21 protein-coding genes are annotated in these 25,470 nt (G+C 41.8%); 8 read left to right on the forward strand and 13 right to left on the reverse strand.

Annotated features, from left to right (window positions below):
* The first annotated feature begins 337 nt into the window (after positions 1–337).
* Positions 338–3,229: a ligand-binding sensor domain-containing protein gene (locus tag G5S32_RS06725; protein WP_165311286.1), complete on the forward strand. Its 2,892-nt coding sequence runs from the start codon at positions 338–340 to the stop codon at positions 3,227–3,229.
* 60 nt (positions 3,230–3,289) lie between these two features.
* Here the strand turns inward: G5S32_RS06725 and G5S32_RS06730 are convergent, their stop codons facing one another.
* Positions 3,290–4,483 (reverse strand): class I SAM-dependent methyltransferase, encoded by a 1,194-nt coding sequence (locus G5S32_RS06730; protein WP_165311287.1) that lies wholly within the window; start codon positions 4,481–4,483, stop codon positions 3,290–3,292.
* 223 nt (positions 4,484–4,706) lie between these two features.
* On the opposite strand from G5S32_RS06730, the gene yccX reads away from it, so the two are divergent.
* Positions 4,707–4,982, forward strand: a complete 276-nt coding sequence (gene yccX / locus G5S32_RS06735; RefSeq protein WP_165311288.1) for an acylphosphatase — start codon at positions 4,707–4,709, stop codon at positions 4,980–4,982.
* A 47-nt stretch (positions 4,983–5,029) separates the two neighbouring features.
* Here yccX and G5S32_RS06740 read toward each other — a convergent pair whose 3' ends face one another.
* The 6 genes from G5S32_RS06740 to G5S32_RS06765 form a co-directional block, all read right to left on the reverse strand.
* On the reverse strand, positions 5,030–5,359 hold the full coding sequence (locus tag G5S32_RS06740; protein ID WP_165311289.1) for a TusE/DsrC/DsvC family sulfur relay protein: 330 nt from the start codon (positions 5,357–5,359) through the stop codon (positions 5,030–5,032).
* Positions 5,360–5,482: 123 nt separating this feature from the next.
* Positions 5,483–6,151: a Bax inhibitor-1/YccA family protein gene (locus G5S32_RS06745; protein ID WP_165311290.1), complete on the reverse strand. Its 669-nt coding sequence runs from the start codon at positions 6,149–6,151 to the stop codon at positions 5,483–5,485.
* 309 nt (positions 6,152–6,460) lie between these two features.
* The gene (locus tag G5S32_RS06750; RefSeq protein WP_165311291.1) at positions 6,461–7,216 is read right to left on the reverse strand and encodes an amino acid ABC transporter ATP-binding protein; all 756 of its coding nucleotides are present in this window, start codon (positions 7,214–7,216) and stop codon (positions 6,461–6,463) included.
* 22 nt (positions 7,217–7,238) lie between these two features.
* Positions 7,239–8,336, reverse strand: coding sequence for an amino acid ABC transporter permease (locus G5S32_RS06755; protein WP_165311292.1), 1,098 nt, complete (start codon positions 8,334–8,336; stop codon positions 7,239–7,241).
* A gap of 1 nt (position 8,337) precedes the next feature.
* Complete coding sequence (locus G5S32_RS06760; protein ID WP_165311293.1) at positions 8,338–9,543, reverse strand: amino acid ABC transporter permease; 1,206 nt, start codon at positions 9,541–9,543, stop codon at positions 8,338–8,340.
* A gap of 82 nt (positions 9,544–9,625) precedes the next feature.
* Positions 9,626–10,654 (reverse strand): amino acid ABC transporter substrate-binding protein, encoded by a 1,029-nt coding sequence (locus tag G5S32_RS06765; RefSeq protein ID WP_165311294.1) that lies wholly within the window; start codon positions 10,652–10,654, stop codon positions 9,626–9,628.
* Positions 10,655–11,114: 460 nt separating this feature from the next.
* Here G5S32_RS06765 and G5S32_RS06770 point away from each other — a divergent pair, with 460 nt between their 5' ends.
* Positions 11,115–12,056: a precorrin-2 dehydrogenase/sirohydrochlorin ferrochelatase family protein gene (locus G5S32_RS06770; protein ID WP_165311295.1), complete on the forward strand. Its 942-nt coding sequence runs from the start codon at positions 11,115–11,117 to the stop codon at positions 12,054–12,056.
* 122 nt (positions 12,057–12,178) lie between these two features.
* On the opposite strand, the gene G5S32_RS06775 is transcribed toward G5S32_RS06770, so the two are convergent.
* Positions 12,179–12,985, reverse strand: a complete 807-nt coding sequence (locus G5S32_RS06775) for a Cof-type HAD-IIB family hydrolase (RefSeq protein WP_165311296.1) — start codon at positions 12,983–12,985, stop codon at positions 12,179–12,181.
* A gap of 241 nt (positions 12,986–13,226) precedes the next feature.
* Between G5S32_RS06775 and queE the strand changes: the two genes are divergently transcribed.
* Complete coding sequence (gene queE, locus G5S32_RS06780; RefSeq protein WP_207621613.1) at positions 13,227–13,895, forward strand: 7-carboxy-7-deazaguanine synthase QueE; 669 nt, start codon at positions 13,227–13,229, stop codon at positions 13,893–13,895.
* An 11-nt stretch (positions 13,896–13,906) separates the two neighbouring features.
* A complete protein-coding gene (queC, locus tag G5S32_RS06785) occupies positions 13,907–14,596 on the forward strand; it encodes a 7-cyano-7-deazaguanine synthase QueC (RefSeq protein WP_165311298.1) in 690 nt (229 codons plus the stop codon).
* Here the strand turns inward: queC and G5S32_RS06790 are convergent.
* On the reverse strand, positions 14,562–16,544 hold the full coding sequence (locus tag G5S32_RS06790) for a GGDEF domain-containing protein (RefSeq protein ID WP_165311299.1): 1,983 nt from the start codon (positions 16,542–16,544) through the stop codon (positions 14,562–14,564). The genes queC and G5S32_RS06790 overlap by 35 nt on opposite strands.
* A gap of 272 nt (positions 16,545–16,816) precedes the next feature.
* On the opposite strand from G5S32_RS06790, the gene G5S32_RS06795 reads away from it, so the two are divergent.
* Entirely contained in the window at positions 16,817–17,593 is a 777-nt protein-coding gene (locus tag G5S32_RS06795; protein ID WP_246201068.1) for a GNAT family N-acetyltransferase, read from the forward strand.
* Positions 17,594–17,760: 167 nt separating this feature from the next.
* Entirely contained in the window at positions 17,761–17,982 is a 222-nt protein-coding gene (locus G5S32_RS06800; RefSeq protein WP_165311300.1) for a hypothetical protein, read from the forward strand.
* Positions 17,983–18,093: 111 nt separating this feature from the next.
* Here the strand turns inward: G5S32_RS06800 and G5S32_RS06805 are convergent, their stop codons facing one another.
* The 4 genes from G5S32_RS06805 to G5S32_RS06820 form a co-directional block, all read right to left on the reverse strand.
* A complete protein-coding gene (locus G5S32_RS06805; RefSeq protein WP_165311301.1) occupies positions 18,094–18,642 on the reverse strand; it encodes an MSHA operon transcriptional regulator in 549 nt (182 codons plus the stop codon).
* A 298-nt stretch (positions 18,643–18,940) separates the two neighbouring features.
* The gene (locus G5S32_RS06810; RefSeq protein ID WP_165311302.1) at positions 18,941–21,757 is read right to left on the reverse strand and encodes an Hsp70 family protein; all 2,817 of its coding nucleotides are present in this window, start codon (positions 21,755–21,757) and stop codon (positions 18,941–18,943) included.
* A 233-nt stretch (positions 21,758–21,990) separates the two neighbouring features.
* Entirely contained in the window at positions 21,991–23,889 is a 1,899-nt protein-coding gene (locus G5S32_RS06815; RefSeq protein WP_165311303.1) for an Hsp70 family protein, read from the reverse strand.
* Entirely contained in the window at positions 23,889–24,521 is a 633-nt protein-coding gene (locus G5S32_RS06820; protein WP_165311304.1) for a DUF2760 domain-containing protein, read from the reverse strand. The genes G5S32_RS06815 and G5S32_RS06820 overlap by 1 nt, the downstream gene beginning before the upstream one ends.
* A 325-nt stretch (positions 24,522–24,846) precedes the next feature.
* On the opposite strand from G5S32_RS06820, the gene G5S32_RS06825 reads away from it, so the two are divergent.
* Positions 24,847–25,377 (forward strand): 3'-5' exonuclease, encoded by a 531-nt coding sequence (locus G5S32_RS06825; protein ID WP_165311305.1) that lies wholly within the window; start codon positions 24,847–24,849, stop codon positions 25,375–25,377.
* The last annotated feature ends 93 nt before the right edge of the window (positions 25,378–25,470 follow it).

Consider the following 25,470-nt stretch of genomic DNA (forward strand, 5'->3'; position numbering starts at 1 on the left):
AGTGCAGAATATATGTATTACAGGTATCGATATTTCAATTGGTTGCAACTGAATACTGATAAAACATAGTCCAATAAGGGAGTGTCGACATGGAGAATGGATCATTTATTTATAGATAGGTAGATAAGCCTCATTTTTAAGAAAATAGAGAACGGTAAATGATTTAATTACAATATGGAGATTACTGGATGCACCAAAAACGTGAAAGAGATGATAAAAGTTGCGTATTCTGTAACTTCTCATAGACATTAGGTATTAGGCGTGGTGATATTTGATTGTTAAATTATTATAAATTTCGATGTGGTTAACGTTAGTTGCAAAGGATGTAAAACGTTAAATGATCTCTTCCCGATATTCTTCTCTTAGCCGTATTTTTGTTTTCATTCTTATAGGTTTGTTTTGGCCCATTTATACTTGGGCGCAAAGTAGCCTTTTAACGCCTAACTCACTATCAGATTACTATGTCGATACATGGACATCCACAGAAGGATTACCTCATAACAGTATCAATGCAATTGCCCAAACGCAGGACGGTTATTTGTGGTTTGCAACATGGGAGGGCGTGGCGAGATATAACGGTCTAGAGTTTAGATTGTTCGATCGTAACCCTGACACACATATGTTGGATTCGGGAACGCGTGCTCTAGTTTCTGCAGAAGATAATTCTTTATGGGTTGGTGGTGCAAGAGGCAGCCTCAGTTTGAGAACGGGTTTTACTTGGCATCAGCAACCAGTAGCCCCAAGCATGGTGAACCATGTACTGATTGATCAATTCGGCAATCAGTGGCTCGCTATTGAAGGACAGGGAGTTGTTCGTCGCCAACTGAATTCTGACGGTTCTTACAGCGAAAATGTTTGGGTGCTAGAAAATACCAGTGCCTATCGTTTGGTACAAAATACATCCAATAAAATCTTTGCCGCAACTGAAAAAGGTTTGTTTAGACTGTCGGATTCTTCCGCTGAAAGAATTGAAACATCAAGCTTCGAAAAAGTGTATTACCTTTCACTTGCACAAAATGGCGAACTGTTTCTGGGTACAAACCGAGGGGCGTGGCGCTTTGATGGAAACGAACTCACGCTGATTGAGCCAAGTATGGATAAAACAGTTGTCACTGTTGTTGAACAAGACACAGACGGCAATATCTGGTTTGGCACTATCAATAAGGGGCTTGCGCGTTTGTCTGACGGCGTTCTCGAATTTCTGGATGCTAGCAGAGGTTTACCGAACAACCGTGTTCTTTCTTGGTATCAGGATATCGAAGGTAGCATTTGGGTTGGTACTAACGGTGGACTCATCCGTCTGCGTAATGCGCCATTTATGTCTATCACACAAGATAAAGGTTTGGTCGGAAATTATGTGCGTACTTTACTGCCTATTGAGGATGATGTGTTTCTAGCGGGCTCTAGTAACGGATTAAGTCTGATTAAACAAGACACTGCTCAACCGGCAATAAAGAGTGATGTTTCGTTATCCGTGCTTAGCCTTGCGAATGCTTCAGATGGTGGTGTGTGGGTTGGAACGTACCAACAGGGTTTAATGCATTGGAATAGCGGAATTGTTGAGCCTATTGTTACAGATAAACAAGGCTTACCAACCAATGAGGTGCGCGCGATCCTAGAAGATACTCAGCATAACCTCTGGATAGGAACTCCATTTGGATTAGTGAAAAAGCAACCTGATGGAGCCTTATTGCACTTTACCCAGCAAAATGGACTAAGTGACGATTATGTGATGGCATTAGCTGAAGACGAGTTAGGTCACATTTGGATCGGAACGGGGGTTGGTGTTGGATTCTGGGATGGCGACAAGTTTATAAATATAGATTTAGATAAATTGGAACAGTCACAGTATGCTTTTGGTTTTTATTTAGAGAAAGGCTATGTGTGGATTGCAACGGATCGGGGAATTGTTCGCTATCGTCAATCTGATCAATCAATCGCATTAGTAGGGCGTCCGCAAGGTTTGCCGATTGATAAATTTTTTCAAATTCAAAAAGATAACGATGGCTATTTTTGGCTGTCTAGTAACCGAGGTATCTGGAAAATTGATGCAAATAGAGCCCATCAAGTCGCCGACAAAGAAGAATCGAATATTATTTTTGAGCATTTTGATGAAACCGATGGTATGGCAAGCAGTCAAGCTAATGGTGGCTCAAACCCAGCTTCCGCTAAGCTCAGTAATGGTGCTATTTATTTTGCAACAGCGAAAGGTGTCGCTGCCATACATCCTAACAACTTATACAAATTAAGTCGTAATCCATTGCCTGTAGTATTACAGTCTGTTCGCTTTGATTCGGATGCTATTAACCCGGATCTACAGCATTTTGTACCTGCAGGGACGAGCAGAGTCTCCATTAGTTATGTTGGCTTAGGCTATGTAATGTCTCAACGTATCCAATATCGCACTAAGTTGGAAGGGTTTGATTACGATTGGTCTGAGCGTCGTAGTAGCCGCACTGCTGAGTTTACTAATTTACATCCAGGACATTATAAATTTCTTGTTAGCGCCCGTTACCCATACGGCAGTTGGACAGAGGCGAAAATATTGTACGAGTTTGATGTCGAACCTTTATTCTGGCAGCGCAAAGACGTCATCGTTTTCATTATTTTATCCATTGTCGCTTTGATTGGATCGGGAGTTTTTTGGCGCATTCAGATGTTGAAACGCAGCGCCATGTACCTTAAACAACAAGTTGAGTTGCAAACACAAGAACTACGTTCTCAGGCTGAGATGTTCGAAAAATTGTCTCATGAAGATGAATTAACAGGTGTAGCGAATCGACGAGCATTTGATTTGCAGCTTAAGCAGCGATTTGGCATGGCGAAACAAAGTGGCGAAGTTTTGCATGTGGCTGTACTTGATATTGACCATTTCAAGCTCATCAATGACAAGTATTCACACTTGGTGGGTGATCATGCCATTGTTGAAGTGGTTAATGTTTTGAGAAGTTATATTGACAGCGACACCCTGTTAGCTCGATGGGGTGGTGAAGAGTTCACTCTATTATTTAACCATAGTGAGTCTGACATTTATCTTGAGCGTTTGCGCGCTGCAATTGAGGCGCACAACTTTGATAATGTTGCTCTCCAACTAAGAATTACTGTCAGCATCGGTGTTTCAAGTAGTGAGTTTATTGAAGACTACGAAGACCTGTTAAAGCTTGCTGATCATGCGTTGCTTAATGCGAAAAGAAATGGTCGGAATAGAGTGGAAAGAATTAGCCTTTAAAGCATTAAAACGGTCGCAGAAGCGACCGTTTTAATGAGTGTTTGAATGCAGAAAGTATTTTTAGAATACCTTACAAGCAAAACCTTTTAAGTAGAAACCTTCTGGATAAGCGGTATCTGTTGGGTGGTCTGCTGCTTGTTCAAAACGTTCTACGAACTTGACGTCACGTCCTGCGTCTAATGCCGCATCAGCAATGATTTTTTGGAACAAAGCTTGTTCCATCAAGCCTGAGCATGAGTAAGTAAGCAACGTACCGCCAGGTTTTAGAATTTGCATTGCTAACATATTTATGTCCTTATAACCACGACATGCACCTGTCAACTGCGCTTTGGATTCGGCAAACTTTGGCGGATCCATGATGACAACATCAAATTTAGTTCCCTGATCGCGGTATTCACGTAATAGCTTGAATACGTCAGCATTGAGGAACACTGCGCGTTTTTTAGAAATATCAAACTCGTTGAGCTCGGCATTAAATTTAGCGGTATCAAGTGCAGGTTGAGAAACATCAGCGTTGATAACGCGTTTTGCTCCGCCTTTAAGCGCGTACAAACCAAATCCACCTGTGTATGAGAAACAGTTCAGTACATCTTTATCTTTCACATACTTCATTGATTGGAAGCGGCTGTCACGTTGGTCAAGGTAGAAACCAGTCTTGTGTCCGTTGACGATATCAACATTGATTTTGATACCATTTTCTTCGATCACTACTGACTTAGGCGGCAGTTCACCATGAAGTACGCCAACACGCTCTTCCAAGCCTTCTTTTTTACGTACGGCGACATCAGAGCGCTCGTAAATATGGCAGTCAGGGAAACAGGTGTTCAATGCTTTTACTAGGGCGTCTTTTTGGTATTCCGCACCTGCGCTTAAAAGTTGGCAAACTAAGTAGTTATCGTATTTATCGATAGTGATACCAGGTAAACCATCCGATTCCGCTGCGATTAAACGGTAACCGGTTAAGCCGTCACGCTCGATAAAATCATCGCGAAGCATTTGAGCTTGTCGAATACGCTTAACGAAAAACGCGCTATCAATATCTTCTTTTTCAAAGCTCCAAACGCGAGCACGAATTTGAGAGTGAGGAGAGTACGCTGCTTTCGCTAACCACTGACCGTCGTTTGCATAAACGTCTACAGTTTCACCTAACGTTGGTTCACCTTCGATGCGTTGAATACCACGAGAAAATACCCACGGATGTTTACGACGTAATGATTTATCGCGGCCTTTGACCAAATAGATTGCAGAAGTCATTGATCTACTCTGAAGAATGATAGAAAAGGTCGAGTATTGTCGTGGAACTGAGCATGAAAAGCAACTCGACTTATTACATTCAAAATTAAGTGATGTACATCAATCTATAAACCCCCAGCATTTTAGAAAGTAAGATCATTATCTAATAGTGTGACTTAGCTGAAACAATAAGCTAACTATTGGCTATTCTTTATAGGAATTGAAAATTGGGGGATGAATTCGAATGGCAGCGAAGTGTGAAAAATTTATCGTTTCGGGAGTAGTGCAGGGTGTTGGCTTCCGTTATCACACCTCACATCAGGGCCTAAAGCTAGGTTTAACGGGATACGCCAAAAATCTCAACAATGGCGACGTAGAAGTGATTGCATGTGGTTCAAACGAGCACGTCGATGAGTTTTATGAGTGGTTAAAAACCGGACCAAGAACGGCGTCGGTTGAGAAGATTGTACGTACGACGTGCACCACAGACAAGAGTTACCGAGGATTTGAAATTCTGTAAGCCTCTTTCATTAAAAGACTTACAGAAATATGGTGCTAGCTAAAGAATTAGAGGCATTTAGCGGGTTTTGGTAAACCTGCCAGTTTGGTCGCCTGTTTTGCAGGACCTTTAGGGAACAGTTTAAATAGATATTTACTGTTGCCTTTTTCTGGACCGTGTTCTTTTTCCATGGCTTTTACAAGCATACGTATCGCTGGGGATGTGTTGAACTCTTCATAGAAGTTGCGTACAAAAAGTACCACTTCAATATGTGCTTCCGTCAGGTTAATGCCTTCTTGCTCAGCCAAAATATCCATCATACCTTCAACCCATTCTGTTGAATCTAATAGATAGCCTTGAGCGTCAGTTTCAATAGTGTTGCCGTTGTATTCAAACATTGTTTTAACAGTCAGTTGCTGAAATAATTGCGCATAGGGTAGCGAAGGGATTCATTTTGCTCAAGAAGAAAAAAGCCCGAGAAATTCTCGGGCTCTTGTAATTAATCAAAGCTTAACGACTTATTAATCGTCGTTCATGATGCCTAGGATGCTCAGTAGGCTAGTGAACAGGTTAAGAATGTTCAGGTACATAGAGATAGTTGCGCTAACGTAGTTAGTCTCTTCACCACGAACAATTCGGCTAGTATCGAATAGGATGAAACCAGAGAATACTAGTGCCGACATGCTGCTGATTGCTAGTTGACCCATTGTAGAACCAACAAAGATGTTGATGATAGCTGCAACGATAACAATGATTAGACCTGCAACTAGGAAGTTACGCATGAATGAGAAGTCTTTTTTGCTGCTTACTGTATATGCAGAAAGACCAAGGAATACCATACCAGTTAAGCCAAGCGCCTGAGCGATAATCGATGGACCATTTGGAATAGCTGCGTAGTAGTTAAGCATTGGACCAAGCGCACCACCCATTAATGTGGTGAACACGAATGTCCAAACAATACCCATTGATGAGTTGATTGCTTTAGGTAGAGCGAAGAATAGAACACCGATTGCAGCGACTTGCATCACAAGCGCCATGATTGGTGAAATACCCATCGCCATTGTTACTACAGCTGCGATAGCACTGGTTACTAACGTCATCGACAGTAGGAAATAGGTGTTTTTAAGCGTTTTGTTAATCTCAAGTGTGTTTAAACCACTTGTAGAACGAGAATACATAGGAGTGTTCATACTTTTACTCTTCCTCATTGAAAGGTGTTTCTTGTTTATATAGACATTAATGAGGCTAATAGTTCCATTTTTCAAGCCTCTGCCTTGTGTTGTTACTGAAAATAATAAACAAAAACGGTTTAAATAAGCGTGATAAGTTGTAACACAATATTTCCGTTCATTTAAGTTTATCTCTGGTCCAATATTAACACTAATTTAAAGCAGTTGTTGTCGGGATTGGATGAATTAAATCGTTAGTTACAAAAGAAAAGAGGCGATTAAGTCGCCTCTTTAAATAATACAGTACTTGCGCCTTAATCCCGTTACGGATTAATGGTGAAGTATCTGAGACAGGAAGTTTTGTGTACGATCTGACTGTGGGTTCTCGAAGAAATCTTTTGGATTGTTTTCTTCGATGATTTCACCTGCGTCCATAAAGATAACTCGGTCTGCGACTTCTTTTGCGAAGCCCATCTCGTGAGTTACACAAAGCATAGTCATACCTTCACCAGCAAGTTCAACCATAACGTCCAGTACTTCACGAACCATCTCGGGGTCAAGTGCTGAGGTTGGCTCATCGAATAGCATCACTTGTGGATTCATACATAGAGAACGAGCAATTGCTACACGTTGTTGCTGACCACCAGAAAGCTGACCTGGGTATTTGTCTGCTTGATCTGGGATCTTAACGCGTTTTAAAAACTTCATTGCAATCGCTTCTGCTTCCTCTTTAGGCATTTTCTTAACCCAAATTGGAGCGAGCGTGCAGTTCTCTAAAACTGTTAGGTGAGGGAAGAGGTTGAAGTGTTGGAAACACATTCCAACTTCTCGGCGAACCGCCTCAATGTTTTTTAAGTCTTCAGTAAGCTCTGTACCCGCCACAAGAATCTGACCTTTTTGGTGTTCTTCTAGGTGGTTGATACAACGAATCATGGTTGATTTTCCTGAACCTGAAGGCCCACAAATAACGATTTTTTCGCCTTTTTTAACATCCAGATTGATGTTCTTTAGTACGTGAAATTCACCGTACCATTTGTTCATGTCCTTAATTTGAATCATGAAATCTTCTGCAGTTTGTTGCGTCATAATACGTTCCCTGAATTATTGTTTATCGTTTGTGACCGGTATGGAGTTTGCCTTCTAGCCAAATCGAGTATCTCGACATGCTAAAGCAGAACACCCAGAACACTAACGCGACAAATACGTAACTTTCTGTAGCGAAACCAAGCCAGCTAGGGTCAGTGTTTGACGACTGACCAACACCAAGTACGTCAAACATACCTATGATGAGTACCAGACTGGTATCTTTAAATAGACCGATAAATGTATTTACGATTGATGGAATTGTGATTTTTAAAGCTTGTGGAAGAATAATCAGTCCGACTTTCTTCCAGTATGAAAGACCTAAAGCATCTGCTGCTTCATATTGGCCTTTTGGTATTGCTTGCAAACCACCACGAACCACCTCTGCCATATAGGCTGAGCTAAACATAACCACACCGATTAAAGCACGGATAAGTTTGTCTGTTTCTGAACCTTGTGAAAGGAACAGTGGCAACATAACAGAGGCCATGAATAATACTGTGATCAGCGGTACACCACGCCATACTTCAATGTAGACAGTACATAGACTGCGTATAATTGGCATATTGGAACGGCGACCAAGCGCTAATAACACCCCGATCGGTAATGAAACGACAATACCTACAAGAGCGATGATGAGCGTGATTAAGAGTCCACCCCACTTGTGAGTTTCAACTACAGTTAGTCCAAACACACCACCATATAGCAATGCAGCTATCAAGAACGGGTATATATTGACGAAAAATAGCCAAATCCAAGTACGCTTAGGCGTTTTATCGTAAGCAATCAAACCAACAAATACGGCTAGCGTGAAGAAGAACAGGCGAGGGCGCCATAGTTCTGCTTCCGGGTAAAACCCGTACATGTATTGTTGCCAACGAACGCTGATAAACACCCAGCAAGCGCCTTCTCCGGTACATGCATCACGAGTTGTACCAACCCAATCTGCATTAATTAATGCCCAGTTAAAGATGCCCCATATGCCTTGGAAAGCAAAGTAAGCCAAAATAATGGTTACAACGGAGTTGATTGGACTGTTAAACAGATTTTTCTTAAACCAACCCACAATCCCTGTCGTTTTGACTGGAGGTGGAAGACTTGGTTGAAATTGATGTACTTTCATCTTATCTCTCCACCAATGCTACTTTACGGTTGTAGATATTCATCAATAGTGATGTGAGCAAGCTAAGTGTTAAGTAGACGCCCATTGTCATCGCGATAATTTCAATCGCCTGACCTGTTTGGTTAAGTGTTGTACCTGCAAACACAGAAACAAGATCTGGATAACCAATCGCCATCGCTAAGGATGAGTTTTTGGTTAAGTTCAAATATTGGCTTGTTAAAGGTGGAATAATGATTCTAAGAGCTTGTGGAATCACAACCAATTTCAGCGTTTTTGAACGAGGTAAGCCAAGTGACATTGCTGCTTCAGTTTGTCCGTGACTTACAGCATTAATACCAGAACGTACAATCTCAGCAATGAACGATGCAGTATAGATAGTTAGAGCCAATAATAGGGCCGCAAGTTCTGGGATGATGCTCACACCACCTTGGAAGTTGAATCCTTTCAATACTGGGTATTGCGCAGAAATTGGAGAACCCATGATGAAATAAGCAACCAAAGGTAAAGCTACACATAAACCAAGACCAATTCTTAGCATCGGAGTTTGCTGGCCTGTTAAGCGTTGCTTGTTTTTTGCCCATATACTGATAGCGATAGTCGCTATTACGCCCAAAACGAATACCCCTATAACAATACTACTGCCAGCTTCAAATACTGGTGTAGGTAGAAATAGTCCGCGAACGTTTAAGAATATTGCTTCACCTAAGCTTAGACTTTGGCGTGCTGATGGCAGCGTTTGAAGTACGGCAACGTACCAAAACAAAATTTGTAGTAGTAATGGAATATTACGGAATGTTTCGATGTAAACCGCAGCTAAGCGGCTAACGAGCCAGTTTGAAGATAAACGAGCAATACCTAAGATAAAGCCCAAAATTGTAGCAAAGAAAATACCTAGAATTGATACTAGTGCAGTATTAAGTAGACCAACAAAAAACGTACGTCCGTACGAGAATGTTTCGTCATACTCTATAAGAGTTAAGCCAATCCCAAATCCCGCTGGTTGATCTAAAAAGGCAAAGCCTGTTGCTATACCACGCGCGCTAAGATTCGTTAACGCATTGTTGATAATGGTATAGAAGAAAAAGATCAGAGCCGCGATCGCAACCGCTTGGAAGACAATCGAGCGAAAAGTGGGATTGTACAGAAGGTTGGTGCTTTTAGTCGAAGGCTCTGTTGCCTTCTGCACCGAATTTGTCATAGGTTTCATACAGCGATAACCTCTTTATCCATTTAGACAAAGGGCGGCTTACACCGCCCAATTTCTTTCCATATCTATAAACGGAGAGGAATTAACGAATTGGTGGAGCGTACATGAAGCCACCCGCATTCCATAGTGCGTTAGCACCACGAGCAATTTGAAGTGGAGAGCCTTTACCTACAGTACGTTCGAAACTCTCACCGTAGTTACCCACTTGTTTCACGACTTGGTAACCCCAGTCATCTCGAATACCAAGACCAGAACCTTTAGGACCGTCTACACCAAGAATACGTTTAACTTCTGGGTTATCAGACTTCAACATCGCATCTGCGTTAGCCGAAGTGATACCGTACTCTTCTGCGTTAATCATAGCGTTTAGAGTCCACTTAGCAACGTTGAACCATTTGTCGTCATCTTGACGAACTACTGGGCCTAGAGGCTCTTTAGAAATGATTTCTGGAAGTACAACTGCTGAGTTTGGATCAGCTAGGTTTAGACGTAGTGCATAAAGACCAGATTGGTCAGTTGTTAGAACGTCACAACGACCTGCGTCGAAACCTGCAGCTGTTTGAGTTGATGTATCAAATACAACTGGTTTGTAGGTGATACCGTTTGCACGGAAGTAGTCTGCAAGGTTCAACTCTGTAGTTGTACCAGATTGGATACAGATAGAAGCGCCATCAAGCTCTTTTGCACTTTTAACACCTAGGTCTTTCTTAACCATGAAACCTTGACCGTCGTAGTAGTTAACGCCTGCAAAGTTCAAACCTAACGCTGTATCACGTTGAAGAGTCCATGTTGTGTTACGAGATAGAATATCGATTTCGCCAGATTGTAGTGCTGTGAAACGCTCTTTAGCTGTTAGTGGTACAAATTTTACTTTAGTTTTGTCGCCAAGAACTGCAGCAGCCACTGCTTGACAGTATTCTACGTCAATCCCTTCCCATTCGCCTTTAGCGTTAGGGTTAGAAAAGCCTGGTAGACCAGTACTTACACCACATGACAAAACACCAGCAGCCAAAACTTTGTCTAAAGTACTTTCTGCTGCCGATGCTGACGTTGCTGCGAAGGCAGAAGATGCCGCTACAACTGTGGCAAGAAGTGTGAGTTTATTCGCCATTTGTATCCTTCCTGTATGATCCATGTTTGACCAGGTAATCCCTGATACAAGCTTTATAAATGTTGTGTTTTATAATTAATTTTGCGATTGAGTTGCTCTTTCATGAGCACTTATTAATCAATCGTTTATAAGCGTAGATATAAAGCGCGGATTTCTCAAATACATAATTTAAAAAGATTTTCGATGGAAATCACATACCTAAGCTATGTTTAGAATGTCTAAATGTTGTTCCAATGTAAATAGTGCAACTAGGCTCATCATTGGTGCAACAGAATGTCTTCGGGATAATTGACTGAATGGTTAATATATAAAAATGCTCTTGTAAGATTTTTCTTATATTTTCATCTATTGATAGCGCAAAATTCAGTCATTAATTATTTGATGGGCTTTAACTAGTGATTTTGTTGCACCTTTTTTGTTAGCATAACCGAATAGTTATATACATTGTGATGAAAAATAAATGCAATATTTTCCTCTGTTCTTAGATCTCTCAAATAAAGCCGTTTTAGTCGTTGGTGGAGGCGAAGTTGCATGTCGTAAAATTGACGCGTTACTACGTGCTGGCGCTAGAGTGACAATCGTTTCGCCTCAGATAGCTCATTACTTACATACGCTTGTGGAGCAAGGGAAGTGCGAATGGATTCAGAACTTCTATTCCCCTAGTGTTTTAACCAATCGCTTCATACAGGTTTGGGCGACTACGGACAACCCGTCTCTAAATCATCAGGTGCATAAAGATGCAAAATCTGTTGGTGTTTTAGTCAATGTGGTGGATGATTTACCATACTGCGATTTCATCACACCTTCGATGATAGATAGAGGGCGAATTCAAATTGCTATTTCCAGCGGAGGCGCGTCACCAGTGCTTGTGCGCAACATTCGAGAGACATTGGAATCGGTATTGCCACAAAATTTAGGTCTACTGGCTGAGTTTGGCGCTTCAAAGAGAAGTTCGATAAAAGAGCATCTACCAGCAGTTGATCTACGTCGCAAGTTTTGGGAAATGTTTTTTTCATCAACGCAAGTGAAGGAAGCAAATTCGCGAGAACAATTGGAAGTTCTGTATGTATCTGCTTTAGAAAATGAGATCGAAAACCATAGTGATGTGACATGGATAGAATATGGTAACGACGTTGAGCTTCTACCGATGAAGGCTCTAAGGTATATGCAGCAAGCAGAAATCGTTTTGTTTGAAAAAGACTGTTTGTTTAATGTAATTGATCTTTGTCGTAGAGATGCTGTGAGGGAAGAATTTAGCAGTCCTGCTCACTTGGGAGAGCGTTTAAAACAGGTTAAAGCAGACAGGAAGCGTGTTTGTGTTTTGCTATCTAAGCTAACGCAAGAATTTTCTTTGCTTCACAGTCAACAACGAGTGATTAAACCTGGCAGTGAAAAGAAATAGTCAAAGTCTGATTAGACTGGGCTACAAAGTTTAAAAATATGGGCTTTGAGATCACCACTCTAATAGAAAAGGGATGAATACCACTGATAGGATTCATCCCTTTATTGTTTCTGTATCGTTAGTTACAACACGAATTTTTCAATCGCCGCCGCGACACCGTCTTCATCGTTGCTCAAGGTAATGTAATCCGCGATACGCTTTGTTTCTTCCATCGCATTGGCCATCGCAATACCCATTCCTGCGTATTCAATCATATGATGGTCGTTTTCAGCATCACCCATGCACATAACCTGACTAGCAGGTACGCCAAGATGATCGGCAATGGCTTTGATACCTACACCTTTGTTGCTTTGCGTATTGAGGAACTCTAGGAAGTGTGGAGCACTTTGTACAACCGTAAATTGTTCATGCATGTGAGCTGGAATCTTCTTTATAGCAGCAGAAAGCAGACTAGGTTCCGCCACAATCATGGTTTTTATGATTGGGTGATCGTCTTCGAGTTCTGAAAAATCCATCTCAGTAATTTTTAAACCGTCATTAATTTTTGATTCTAGCTCGGTGAACTCACTGACGCGTGGAGTGATCAGACCGTGAATTTGGCTAAATGCATGAGTATTGACGCCAAGCTCTTCAGCAAGTTTAGCTACGGCTTTTGCGGCTTTACCATCGATGATTTGTTTATAGATAACTTCGCCAGTGGCTACATTCTGAACCATCGAGCCGTTGTAGTGAAGGACGTAATCTTGATCTGATGTTAACTCCAGTTCTTCCAGCTTGCTGCGCATACCATCAATAGGGCGACCTGATGCAAGCACCACACGCACACCTTGTTCTTTCGCTAGGGCAATAGCCTGTTTGGTGCGAGGTGTAATTTGTTTTTGGCTATTGAGAAGAGTGCCATCCATATCAAGGGCGATGATTTTGTACATGAGATACCTAGAATGCGTTAATTAATTTGGAAAAGAATATCTATAATTTATGACAGTTTGCTCGTTTGTAATGTAAAGCGCAAAACAAATTGCATCATTTGTTTGAACTCGAAAGTAACTGTTTTGTGTGTAAAGCGCATGATATTTGTGATTTAGGCGAGGTTTAAATTGACCTCAAGGAGACCATCTATTAAGGTCTGCGGCTGCGATTTTTCGGAAAAATTGAATTAGGCAACTTACTTTGTACAAAGTTAATGAAATGTTTGAAACGATACAGGGAGAGGGCGTGTTTACTGGCGTTCCTGCTGTCTTCGTTCGTTTACAAGAATGTCCGGTCGGTTGTGCGTGGTGCGATACTAAGCAGACATGGGAAGCCGAAGCGAAAGACCAACAGTCTTTTGAGCAGATTATTGTCAAAACAGGTGATTCTCCCAAGTGGTGTTCCGCAAGTGCTGAGCAGGTCATTGCTATGTATCAATCACAGGGCTATACCGCGAAGCACATTGTTATTACAGGCGGTGAACCTTGTATTTATGATTTGGTTCCTCTGACGCAGGCGTTTGAAGCGATTGGTTGCAGATGCCAGATCGAAACGAGTGGTACCTTTGAAGTGCAAGCATCCAAAGACACCTGGGTGACAGTGTCACCAAAAGTGGCAATGAAAGGTAAGCTATCCGTTATTCATTCGGCTTTGTTGCGTGCTAACGAGATCAAGCATCCTGTGGCTACCGACAAAGACATCGAGAATTTGGATCAATTGCTGCAATCTGCCAACGTACCTAGTTCAACTGTTATTGCGTTGCAGCCTATTAGCCAGAAGCCTCGAGCGACTCAATTGTGTATCGATACGTGTGTGGCGCGAAATTGGCGTCTATCCATTCAAACTCACAAGTATCTTAGTATTGCCTAAAGGAATTACCCATGAAAAAAGCGGTTGTGGTATTTAGTGGTGGTCAGGACTCAACAACATGTTTAGTTCAAGCGCTGAAAGATTTTGATGAAGTTCATGCGATTACGTTCGATTATGGACAGCGCCACAAGCTCGAAATTCAAGTGGCTCAAGCATTGAGTAAAAAGCTTGGCGTAACTGCGCACAAAGTTTTGGATGTTGGTCTGCTCAATGAGTTGGCGATCAGTTCCCTGACTCGTGATGATATCCCTGTATCTCATGAGCTTCAGGAGAATGGACTGCCGAATTCATTCGTTCCGGGTCGCAACATACTCTTTTTAACTCTCGCTGGTATCTACGCATATCAAATTGGTGCTCAAACCGTCATTACAGGTGTGTGTGAAACCGATTTTTCGGGTTATCCAGATTGCCGTGATGAGTTCATCAAGTCGATGAACAGTGCTCTCGTTAAAGGTATGGATCGCGAACTGGAAATTCGTACACCGCTTATGTGGTTAAACAAAGCCGAAACGTGGGCTCTCGCCGATCAATATGAATCGTTAGATCTCGTGCGTAATGAAACGTTGACTTGCTATAACGGTGTTATTGGAAGCGGTTGTGGCGATTGCCCTGCTTGTCATCTGCGTAAAGCAGGATTAAATGATTATTTAGACAATCGTGCGGCGATTATTGACTCTTTAAAGCAAAAGAACAATTCATAGTGTCACTGCAAGCATTAAATATACAGTTTTGGCCTTGTTCTTTGGTCTTGTAAAGTGCTTGATCTAAAACGGCATAGAGTTGATTGAAGTCGCTGATTTGTGAAGCCGTAGCCACGAAGGCAAAGCTAGCAGATATATACAGCGGCTTTTTACTTTCTGTATCATTTGTTTTGTAGGAATAAGGTTCTGAGGTAAGTGCCTTATGTAAAGTTTCTACACTTTGCTGTACTTCGTACTGTTCTACGTTCCTTAATACAACGATGAATTCATCGCCGCCTAAGCGCCCCCAGAAATCTTGTTTGTTCAGCTTCTTTTCAATAGTGGTTGAAATAGATCTTAATGCTTGGTTGCCAATTTCAAAACCGTATCTGTCGTTAATCAGTTTGAGATTGTCTATGTCAAAAAGGATCACCACGTTTCTAGTTTCTGAAGTTAGGGACTTACCAATACTGTTAAATTTTTTGATGAAAACTGTGCGATGAAGAGCATTAGTCAAACAGTCCATTTGTTGATTATTTTTTGTGTGTGCTGCCTTGTGAATAAGATGCGCAATGACCAACAACAGTGCTACTATCAGGAAAAGAAAACAGCGGCGTTGTTGTTTCATGTATTCGATATCGGTGTGTAGTTGTTCATTTTGCGTAAGCAATTCCGTGCGTAATAATTTTTGTTCGAAAGACGATGTTGATTGGTCAAGTGCTTCCATAGCTTTGAAGTGCTCGCGATCACGCATGGTGATTTCATTGGTAACGTATTCACGATAGTAGGAGAGTGCCAGCTCATATTTACCGTTCAAGTCAGCAATTTTCGCCAGTTGGCGTAAGGCTTGAGTTAAAGTTCGAGTGTTCTGTGATTCAACGGCAAGGGTCTTCGCTTTCGAGGCGTAATATTCCGCCTGTCTGTAATATTGTTTTTGAACGTAAGAATCGGACAACGCTAGAACTACGTCCATTTTTAGGCTTGTGTCGTTATATTGGATTGCATAGTCGAGTCCTTTAAGAAGTTGATTAACACCTTCATGAAATGCGCCTAATTCGGTGTGCGATTTCCCCATTCCAAGATATACATAAGCTAACCCGCGAAGATCGTTTTGTTTAAGATGGATTAAACGGGATTTGTTAAAGTGCACAATACTTTGATGCAACTCTCCTTTGTGGTAATACACCTCACCTAAGCTGTGTTCGGTATATGCTATGCCAACATCATTATGGTTTTCGATATGTAATGTTAGAGCGCGATAAAGATACTCTAGTGATTGCTGATACTGTCCTAATGTGCATAGCAAAATTCCAATATCATTAAATACGGATGCGGCATTATTGCCTTCAGGTAGTTCGTCTAACAACCGTTTATAGATTGTAAGTGCACCTTTATAGTCCCCAAGATTCTCACGGTTTTTGGCGATAATACTGAGCGTACGATAGCGAGGAATAAGGGGATTTACATCTATATCTTGTAAATACTCTAGCTGAGTGCAGTAGTTTTGGCTTTGAAAGTAGTCTCCTTGAGAATTCAACAATCGGCAAAGGTGATATTCGAATAGAAATATACCATCACTGTCTTTTCGCTGTTTCATTCGAGCATAGAGATCTAGGTATATCTCTCTGGCTTCTAAAAAGCGCTTATTTTTTTCTTCGTTGAGCCCTTCTAAAAAAAGCTTTTCTTCGTAGCCATAGGAAAGCTGAGAAACGCTTTTATCGCCAAAATAATGTTGGCCTTGTTGAGTCATGTATTCATGAATACGGCTAGCAATATAGAGTTTTTCAGAGCTTGGCGATAGTGAGGTATATCTGTCTTTTAAAAGCTGCAATACGGATTCTGGGTCTCGACTTAGAGATTTATTGACCACTTTTTCCCACTCAGACCTATCATTGGCATAGCTATTAGGGGACAAGGCGAAAAGCGATAACAAGAGTATAACTGTGTGAATATTAAGCATTGCAAGCATACGTGACGAGAAAACCTGAACACTATATGCTTGTGGAAATAGGCTCTCAATTCGTTATTTCAGTCAGATGATAATCTGTGAAATGTGCCGAAATTCACTTCAAATAAGTTGCATTTGTAAGAGTGTTCTCGTTTTAAGCTACTAAATTTAAATAACAAAGTGTAGTACGATCGAAATTACTAACACTAATTGAAAACTAAGTGGATAATGCCGCGCAAATTATCGGAGCACTGACTTCGAGATCATTACTTTTGCTATTGCGAGGAAATGCTTTGAACGCAACGGATATCATGACTCAGTTTAACTGTTATGAACGAATGCATATTGAGATCCCAGGTTGGGAAATCTATTCAGATCAATCACTTGTTAGAGTAGTTTCACCGGATGTAGATGGAAGCTTTATCGCTTATTTCAAATCAGATGCATCACATGCCTCTGATGTCGTTGAACAACAAATGGATTATTTCTATCGCTTAGGTAAGAACTTTGAGTGGAAAGTGTATGACTTCGATGAGCCTAGTAATATGGAACAAATACTCTTGGACAAAGGCTTTTACCAGCAGGAAGAAGAGTCATTCATGGTGTTAGATCTCAATGCTTATGAAGTACTTCCGGAGCTTCAAGAACAGTGTATTGAAGTGTTTGATGCTTGTGGGATTAGAGATGCCATAGAAGTAAAGCGTATCCAAACGGGTGAAGATTTTAGCGCTTATTATTTACATTTACTCAATCTCAAACAAACTCGCCCTGACAATATTCGTATTTATGTTATCTATGATGAAGGCCAGCCAGTTTCTTCCGCATGGATGATCTTTAACAACGACCATTCACCGTTTGCTGGTATATGGGGGGGAAGCACTGTACAAAGTCAGCGTGGGCGTGGGCATTATCAAGCGTTACTCAAACAACGTATTCGTGATTCAATTTTAGCTGGCAAAAAGTATCTATATATCGATGCTTCTGAAATGAGCCGCCCAATCGTAGAAAGATACGGTTTTAAAGTTATTTCAAAAACGGTGCCTTATTTTTATAGACACCCAGATTATTGACTAATGCTTTATAAAACAAATATTTGCAATGTGAATGCATTAGGATCGTTAAAGATCCTGTACTAAGATCTCATTCACAATTACTGTGTTAATAACCAGTATTTTTGTTGACAATTATGTAACCTCAATTATACTGTATACATAAACAGTGCTAGAGGAGGTAACTTATGTTGTTAGAAACATTAGAACGCATTAACCGCCTACGCCAAGAGGCGATGTCTAACCCTGAGTTTATTGAAATGGCTAAAGAACATGAAGCCACACTCAAACATGTCGAGCAAGAATTTGAGCCCAAAAGATCTCAACGTCATGCCACGAAAAATAAATCGCTTGCCGATATTTATAAACAATCAGATTTCGGCTCTAACCCTTCAGGTGTTCAACATTAAACAAAGATATGTTTGAACGGACATAACGAGTGAACAAAAAAGGCTCATGTGCAATAACATGGGCCTTATGTATTTAGGTTGTTTGGTATTTTACAAAGCAGAAAACAACGATTAAAAATCGGCTTTTTTCACAAAATAGGGGTTGGTATATTTACGTTCCGGTCCAAATTGAGATGTCACTAGTTTATTCCACAAGCTCTTATCAAATTGTTCTTTAGGAATCGATGGGTAGAGAGTTTCTACTTCTTCCCAAGCATGAATCATCAGTTCTTTTTTCTTTATCTTATTGTATTTATTGACAATGTAATTGTACTTGTGCATCCACTCGATTTTGTATTGGCGTAAAGCTGGTTCCGCCTGTTCAAGTGGTAAACGAGACAAATAGACTCGCTTATACGACACTTTCTTATCAATCATGGTCAGCATAGTCGTTTGAATATATTTGCCATGATGTGTAATAGAAATATCGTCTTCTGAAAATGGTGTTAAACACCAGCCTCGAGGAAGAAAATCTGGTTTTTGGAATTGTTTATTACGAACCATTAATGCTTCATGCAAAACAATATCTGAGGTGCCACGAAATGTCGCTTGCCATTTGGCAATACGAACCTGAATAGAACCCGGCAGACGATAAACGTTAGTAAACTTATCTTTATCCATTAGCTTTCACAATCTTTGAATAATGCTGTCAGAGAATTAGTACGAAAGTTATTGCCATTTCGAATGATAAGGTAGTGAGACTACTCTATACCTTGGGGCGCACATTCTACAACGGTTTATAGTTCAAATGCGAGTCCAAATCAGTGCGTTTTTTCATCTAATTGAAAGAAAATATATACAGGATTGAACAAATAAAAAGCATTTTCTTGTCATTTAACGTTCATGATCTCTTTTTAAAGTAAACCGAACCCAAAGATGAACTTCTTGGCTCGGTTTACTAACGCAGTTCATGAACGATTTAGTGAGAAATGAGTGTTAATCCATGTGGAAGCGCATCACCAAAAATGCGTTTAGATTCGGTTTCACTTAGCTCGCTAATATTTTCCACCAATTGGATCCAAGTCTCTGGTGCTCGGCTTTGTTTAAGTTTTTCCAGTACAGAAGCTCTGAAGTCATCCGAAATGTCTAACGTTCTGTCGCCGGTCTTTCTGCAAATCATTACAGCGGCAAACGCGATCATTGGCTCCTTAACCCAGTCTTTATCCAACAGTTTTGGTAGCCATTGTTGAACTTGCTCGCGGGACACAACATTATGTGCACTGCCGTAAAGCGGTGTTCTAGAAAGAAGACGACCCGCGGCCCACCAGTGGGCCTGCTCAAACAGGGTTTGATTCAACGCTTTGTTAATAAACCAAGTTGCTAATAGAACTTTATCTTCTACATCCAAATGTTCTAGCGATGCCGCTAGACGAACCATGGCTTCGTAGCCTTTATCCTGTGCTTCTTGATGAGATTTAGGATTACGTGAAGCACCCGGATGCAAATATTTTGCAATGTCCGCTAACAGCGTTTCTTGTTGCTCTTGGTTTAAGCCACCAGCGATACGTCGCCAGAACACCCACCAATCACTCCAGCCCTGATGGTTTTGAAACTGAATACCTTGTTGGTATAAGCTCCAAATTTGCTCAACTCGCCAGCTATCTGTGGCGTCGCCAAATCCTGGACGCAGTGCAAAACCTGCCAAACGTAACCAGTTTTTTTCGTGTTGTTCGGATCGGCGGCGACGCTTTCTGCCTAAAGCCAGCGTATCGAATAGAGAGCGAAGAACCGAAAAGTCCCATTCATCACGTTTACCGAGTAATTTTTCTAGATCTTTGTTTAATGTTTTGACGGCATTATTGTCGGCGCTGTTTTTATTGCCACTGAAAATCTGAATTACCAATGCTTTTGCTTGTTCAAGTTTAGGATTCGGTTTATCCATCGCTTCATTAGCTTGGCTTTGGTTATTTTTACGAACTTCAAATTCCATCAACCAGCGTTTAGTTTCATCACTAGAGGATACACATTCCATTTTCAGTGTGCCTACTTCTGTAAGTTGACAGGCGAGAAGTACTTCTTCACGCTGCTTTTGATTGGCTTGAAGTTGAATGCTTTCGTCACCTTGTAACGTGGTGATGTAGGGGGGTAATGGTTGGAATTTATCCGCGTCGATATCAACCAACATTCCATTTTGTATTCTGGTGTCGTTAGATATTTGATCGTGCGTTGACGTTAGCAGGTTAAAACGCACAGGCATACCTAGCGTTAACGAAAAACGTCGACTACTTAAGCGAATTTCTTGACCTTCTTCAGTTCCTTTGGCTAATAGACACAGGGCTTTCCCGATATTGTTTTTTTCTTGCAAATGAAGGAAGTAAGAGCGAGCCGATCCTCCACCGATTTTAAGTTGTACGCCACGACGAGCTTTGGCAAACGCTACGGCTCCGAGAGCTACTGACCAGTCAGGATGAGGGTTATCAAGTTGAGTGATACTCTCGCCACGCCAGTGACCAAGCAATGTCTTCATTCGCTCTATAATCAGATCGCTGTTAAATACCCCACCGTTGAGCAGCAACCCTACAGGGATAGAGGGCTTATCAGATTCGTTTTCGTTTAGCGCGGCTTTTGAGACTTGCTGATGTTGAGTCAAGAATTCAGCGACATGTTTACTTACAGCGGGGTCAGCAACATAGGGAAGACCAAATTCCATCATGGCGCTACGGCGTTTATTTGGCAACTGAGAGAAATCGGAAATAGGGAAGAAACCATCTAAAGCAATTTGGTGTACTTCTTCTTTAGTTAAACTTACGCTTTTTGTTCCACCAAGCAGCTTGGAACCACTGCCAAGCATGGTTATTTTAACGGTTTCTGGAGCGTTACTTGAGAGCAAATTTTCTTTTGCTTGTCGTGTCTGCTGTATCAGTTTCGTCAGGCCCGCCGCTGTTAGTTTTTTAGTTTGATTAAATCGGCTTTCCGCTAAATGGGCGAGCGCAAGGTCGAGGTTGTCACCACCGAGCATCAAATGCTCACCTACGCCAATACGGTTAAGCGCCAAATTACCGTTATCAAATTTTGCTTCAATGAGACTTAAATCGGTTGTGCCGCCGCCCACGTCGCAAACGAGAATCAGAGGGATATCAGCTAGCTGTTCACTTACCGAATCTTTGTGTCGAGAATACCAGTCATAGCAAACAGCCTGAGGTTCTTCCAACAAAATAATGTTGTTTAACCCTGCAAGTTTCGCCGCCTCTAAAGTCAGATTCCGTGCGGTTTCATCAAATGAAGCGGGAACGGTAACGACTACTTCCTGCGTTTCTAATGGATTGCTTGGGTGCCGGTAGTCCCATGCTTGGCGAATATGATTGAGATAACTAGCACTTGCGACCACCGGTGAAACCTTCTCGACATCAGTAGCGCCTGCCCAAGGAAGAATTGCTTCTGAGCGGTCAACCGAAGGGTGAGATAACCAACTTTTAGCACTGGAAACTTGGCGGCCTTCGACCTTTGCACCTAAATCTCTTGCCCATTGTCCAATAATGGCAAGCTCGGTGTCGCCGGCAACAGGTTTGTTATCCCAAGGAAGCGTTAAATCGCTTGCGGCAATTTGTCCCGGAGCTGGATGATAGCGAAATGACGGTAACAGTGGTTTACGGACAACTTCACCAGGGCCAATCAGTTGATCGATCGGAAAAAGTTCTACAGCGGCGTGTTCGAGATCATCCATTAATTCACAGAATGCAACCACCGTATTGGTGGTTCCTAAATCGATCCCGACAAGAAAACGTGGTGCTGCCATTTAGAGAAACCTCATTATACTCTTCCTATTTGAAGCAGCAGTGCTTTATGTTTTGGTATAGGGGCTATGTTCGCACCACAATCCCATAGTTTATCTATGCTCATGGGGATTCACTCACTTGCCGCATACCTGCAACTCCAAGTAGTTTGAGTATTAATCTTTAATTAGAGTCGTTATTAATAACGACACTTTGAATATAGATAAACGGCATCGCTAAGGATGCCGTTTAATAGTTAGTACTGTGAATCTTCTGATTCTTCGTTGGATTCTCTTACATCGAACTCAACATGCCATTTTTGACCGTTGTCTGCTGCAATCGCTTCAAGATAGAGAGTACCAAGTTCTGTTACACGCGAAGCAAGCGTGACAGGAACGACTTCACCTTCACGGCGACCTTCAGATACAGGCAGTGTTACTTGAATTTCAGGTAACTCCTCTAACTCCTCTGGAGCCCAATAGTCAAGGTGAGTACCGGCAGTATCATCGCGACGAGTGGTTGAACCATAGAACTGGAAATGAACAGGTTGACCAATGACTAGACCAAATTGTTGGCTAGGAACTTCAACATGAGATCCTTCTTCCATACCAAATGGTGCAACACATAAAGCTTCCATAGGAGGCGCCATTCCCGGAATTGCAGGCATAGCACTTTCGATACCGACGTAATAGGCTGACGCGATACCACCGCGAATTCGAACACCCTGACCACGACGAACATTGCCGTAGTAAGCTGCGCCACTAGCAACGGCTAGATCAAGATCCAGACCCGACAGACTTTTCGCCTGCGGGGCTTGTGCGCTGCTTAACCACTCATTAATGGTGTTAAACAGGCGATTGGCTAATAGGCCAGATTTAAGCACGCCGCCATTGAACAAAATCGCGTTTGGTTTAATGAAGTCGACAGTAGGCGCAGGCATGCCCGGTATGCCTGCCATAGTTTGCTCACCATAGCTATAATCGCTGTTATCACCGTGTCTTTGAGCATCAGCTTGTTTTGACAGGAAAGCGGCAATGTGGCGAGTAATACCCGCATCTTGCGCATAAGGCAGACCCATATGGGTTAACGCGCCGCGCGTTTTTTGAATTGGATGGTCAGAAATAGCAACTTGCGGGAAGAAGCCATCTACCAGCGTTTGCTGAACTTCCTCTTTGGTCAGTTCCGTTTTTAACGTCGCACCTAGCAATTTAGATCCACGGCTTGGCACCACAATCGGTACAGATTGCAGCTCAGAATCTTTTAGCAGTTCTTCTTTTGCATCACGGCAAGCGTGCGTCATTGCTTGAACTTGCCAAGGTTGCAACTCTTTACCTTCTTGAGCCAGCTTCATTTTTAGGCGGTATGCCAGTGCAAGATCCATATTGTCGCCACCAAGCAGAATATGCTCTCCAACCGCAATTCGGTTTAGCGATAGATTACCTTGGTCTTCAGTTACTTCCACCAAGGATAAATCCGTAGTACCACCACCGATATCGACCACCAGAATCACTTCACCTACAGATACTTCATTGCGCCATGCATCAGCACTGTTGTTGATCCAGCTGTATAGCGCCGCTTGCGGCTCTTCTAACAGGGTTAGTTGGTTGAACCCTACATTACGTGCCGCTTCTGCTGTGAGGTCACGTGCTGCAGGATCGAAAGATGCTGGTACTGTAATTGTCACATCTTGCTCTGAAATAGGATGAGTAGGGTGCTCATGATTCCAAGCTTGTTTAATGTGTTCTAAGTACAGCTCAGTCGCACGAAGTGGTGAAACTTTTTCCACATCTTCAGGGCTGCCTTGTGGCAGAAATGCTTCACGGCGATTTACACCACCGTGACACAACCAAGATTTCGCACTAGCGACAAGACGAATCGGAGTTTTGACACCAAGGTTACGCGCAATAGCGCCAACCAGAGCAGGTGGTTTATCAGTCCAAGGCAAGCGTCTTGAAGACTCAGACATCTCATGTTCATGAGGCTGATACAAAAACGATCCCAGTTGGTCACGTGTTTCAACCGTACCCGGAGCCGTCATCTGAGCGATGCCCATGACATTGACGATTGGGTTTTCTATTTGAGTATCTACATAGGCAAGTACACTGTGAGTAGTGCCTAAATCAATACCAATACTAAATTTTACGTTTTGTTCCATTATAGCTCAACCTCAGCCGGAGCAATGATAGAAGCGTCATAGTTCTCTGCAAGTTTTGGCAGAGTCATCGAATCAGCTTTCCAACCTTTATGAATCAGAGTGCCAGTAAATGGCGCTGAACCTGATACGTTACCAATTAGGCGTACTTGTTGAGCGTTAAAGCCTTCTTGCAGAGTGATGCGTGTTTCTTCTTCTTCACTGCGAACAGGAGATAGAGCCACATACTCTTTTAGTACTTTCTGACCACCAGCGTGAATAACTCGTGCTGCTGCACCTACTTCTTCATCAGAAAAGCCTGCAACGTCTTCTTTTAGGAAATCAATCAGACGAGCTTCCTGTTGAAATAAAGAAAGTAACTGCATTGCCGAATCTGTATTTGCAGTCGCCAGTTTCGATTCAACTTCAACGACTTTCTCGACGATTTTTTCTACCTCGACAACTTTCTCAACTTCAACGATTTTCTCAACAGGTTTTTCGACTTCAACAATTTTCTCGACAGGCTTTTCAATCACCTTCTCAATAACTTTGGATTTGCGAGATACGGCAATCAGAAGAAGTAGAACGCTAGACGCGGCTAGACCAGCATGAAGCATATCGAAAGTGGTTGGAATGGCGTTTAAATCGAAGTTCATGATGAATTCTCTATTGATAAATGAATGCAGATAATGTTGAGTAAAACATCTGCACCATTAGATAAAAGTTAGCAAAAAAATAGGGGCGAATCTTACCATATTCAAGGATTAAGGCTTACAGAAAAGCGGTTTTCTCACTATTAATCTAGTTCAATAGACTATCTTTTAAACACATTAGCAGAACAAGTAAGCGAATATGTGAGTTTAGAGTTGCTATATAGGGCAAAATTGCGTTTGAACGTCGAGTTTTCATTTTCGTTCAGGTAACATAGCGGCTTTTCAGTTTTAGATTTTCAGTTTTAAAAGAAAGGGTCTAGATTTACCAATGAACTATAACCGTGTTGTTTGCTTCGATTTGGAAATGTGCTGTTGGAATGAAAACGGAGTGGGCACGACTGGCGAGATCATTGAAATAGGACTGGCTGAAATTGATTTATCAGCAGGCGAAATTGTGAAACGAGCTCAGTACTATGTGAAACCTGAGCAAGATGAAATTTCACTGTTTTGTGCAGAGTTAACGGGCATCACTCCGAGAAAAATAGAAAAGCAAGGCCGTCCATTGGCTGAAGTACTCAAATCGATGGTTAAGAACTTTGGTGGCGCGCATAAGATTTATGCTTCTTGGGGCCACGATGATCAAATCTTAATTAAAGAGTGCCAAGGAAAAGGTATTGAAGTTCCGTTTAGAGAATTCCTCAATCTCGCCACTATTTACCGCATTCAAAATCGCCTTAAAGATAAGCGTATCGGACATCGAGCAGCTCAAGAAGGTAAAGGTATTGAATGGGAAGGCCGCCAGCATTCGGGATATGTCGATGCGTATAATTTAGCAAAACTTGCATTGACCATGTTATAGATGGTAATTAATCAAGCCCATTAAAAACAAAAAGGCACTTAAAGTGCCTTTTTGTTTGTCTAAATCACTTCCTGATAACGATTCTAACAAAGC

The sequence above is a fragment of the Vibrio ziniensis genome (assembly GCF_011064285.1).
Classification (GTDB): Bacteria; Pseudomonadota; Gammaproteobacteria; order Enterobacterales; family Vibrionaceae; genus Vibrio; species Vibrio ziniensis.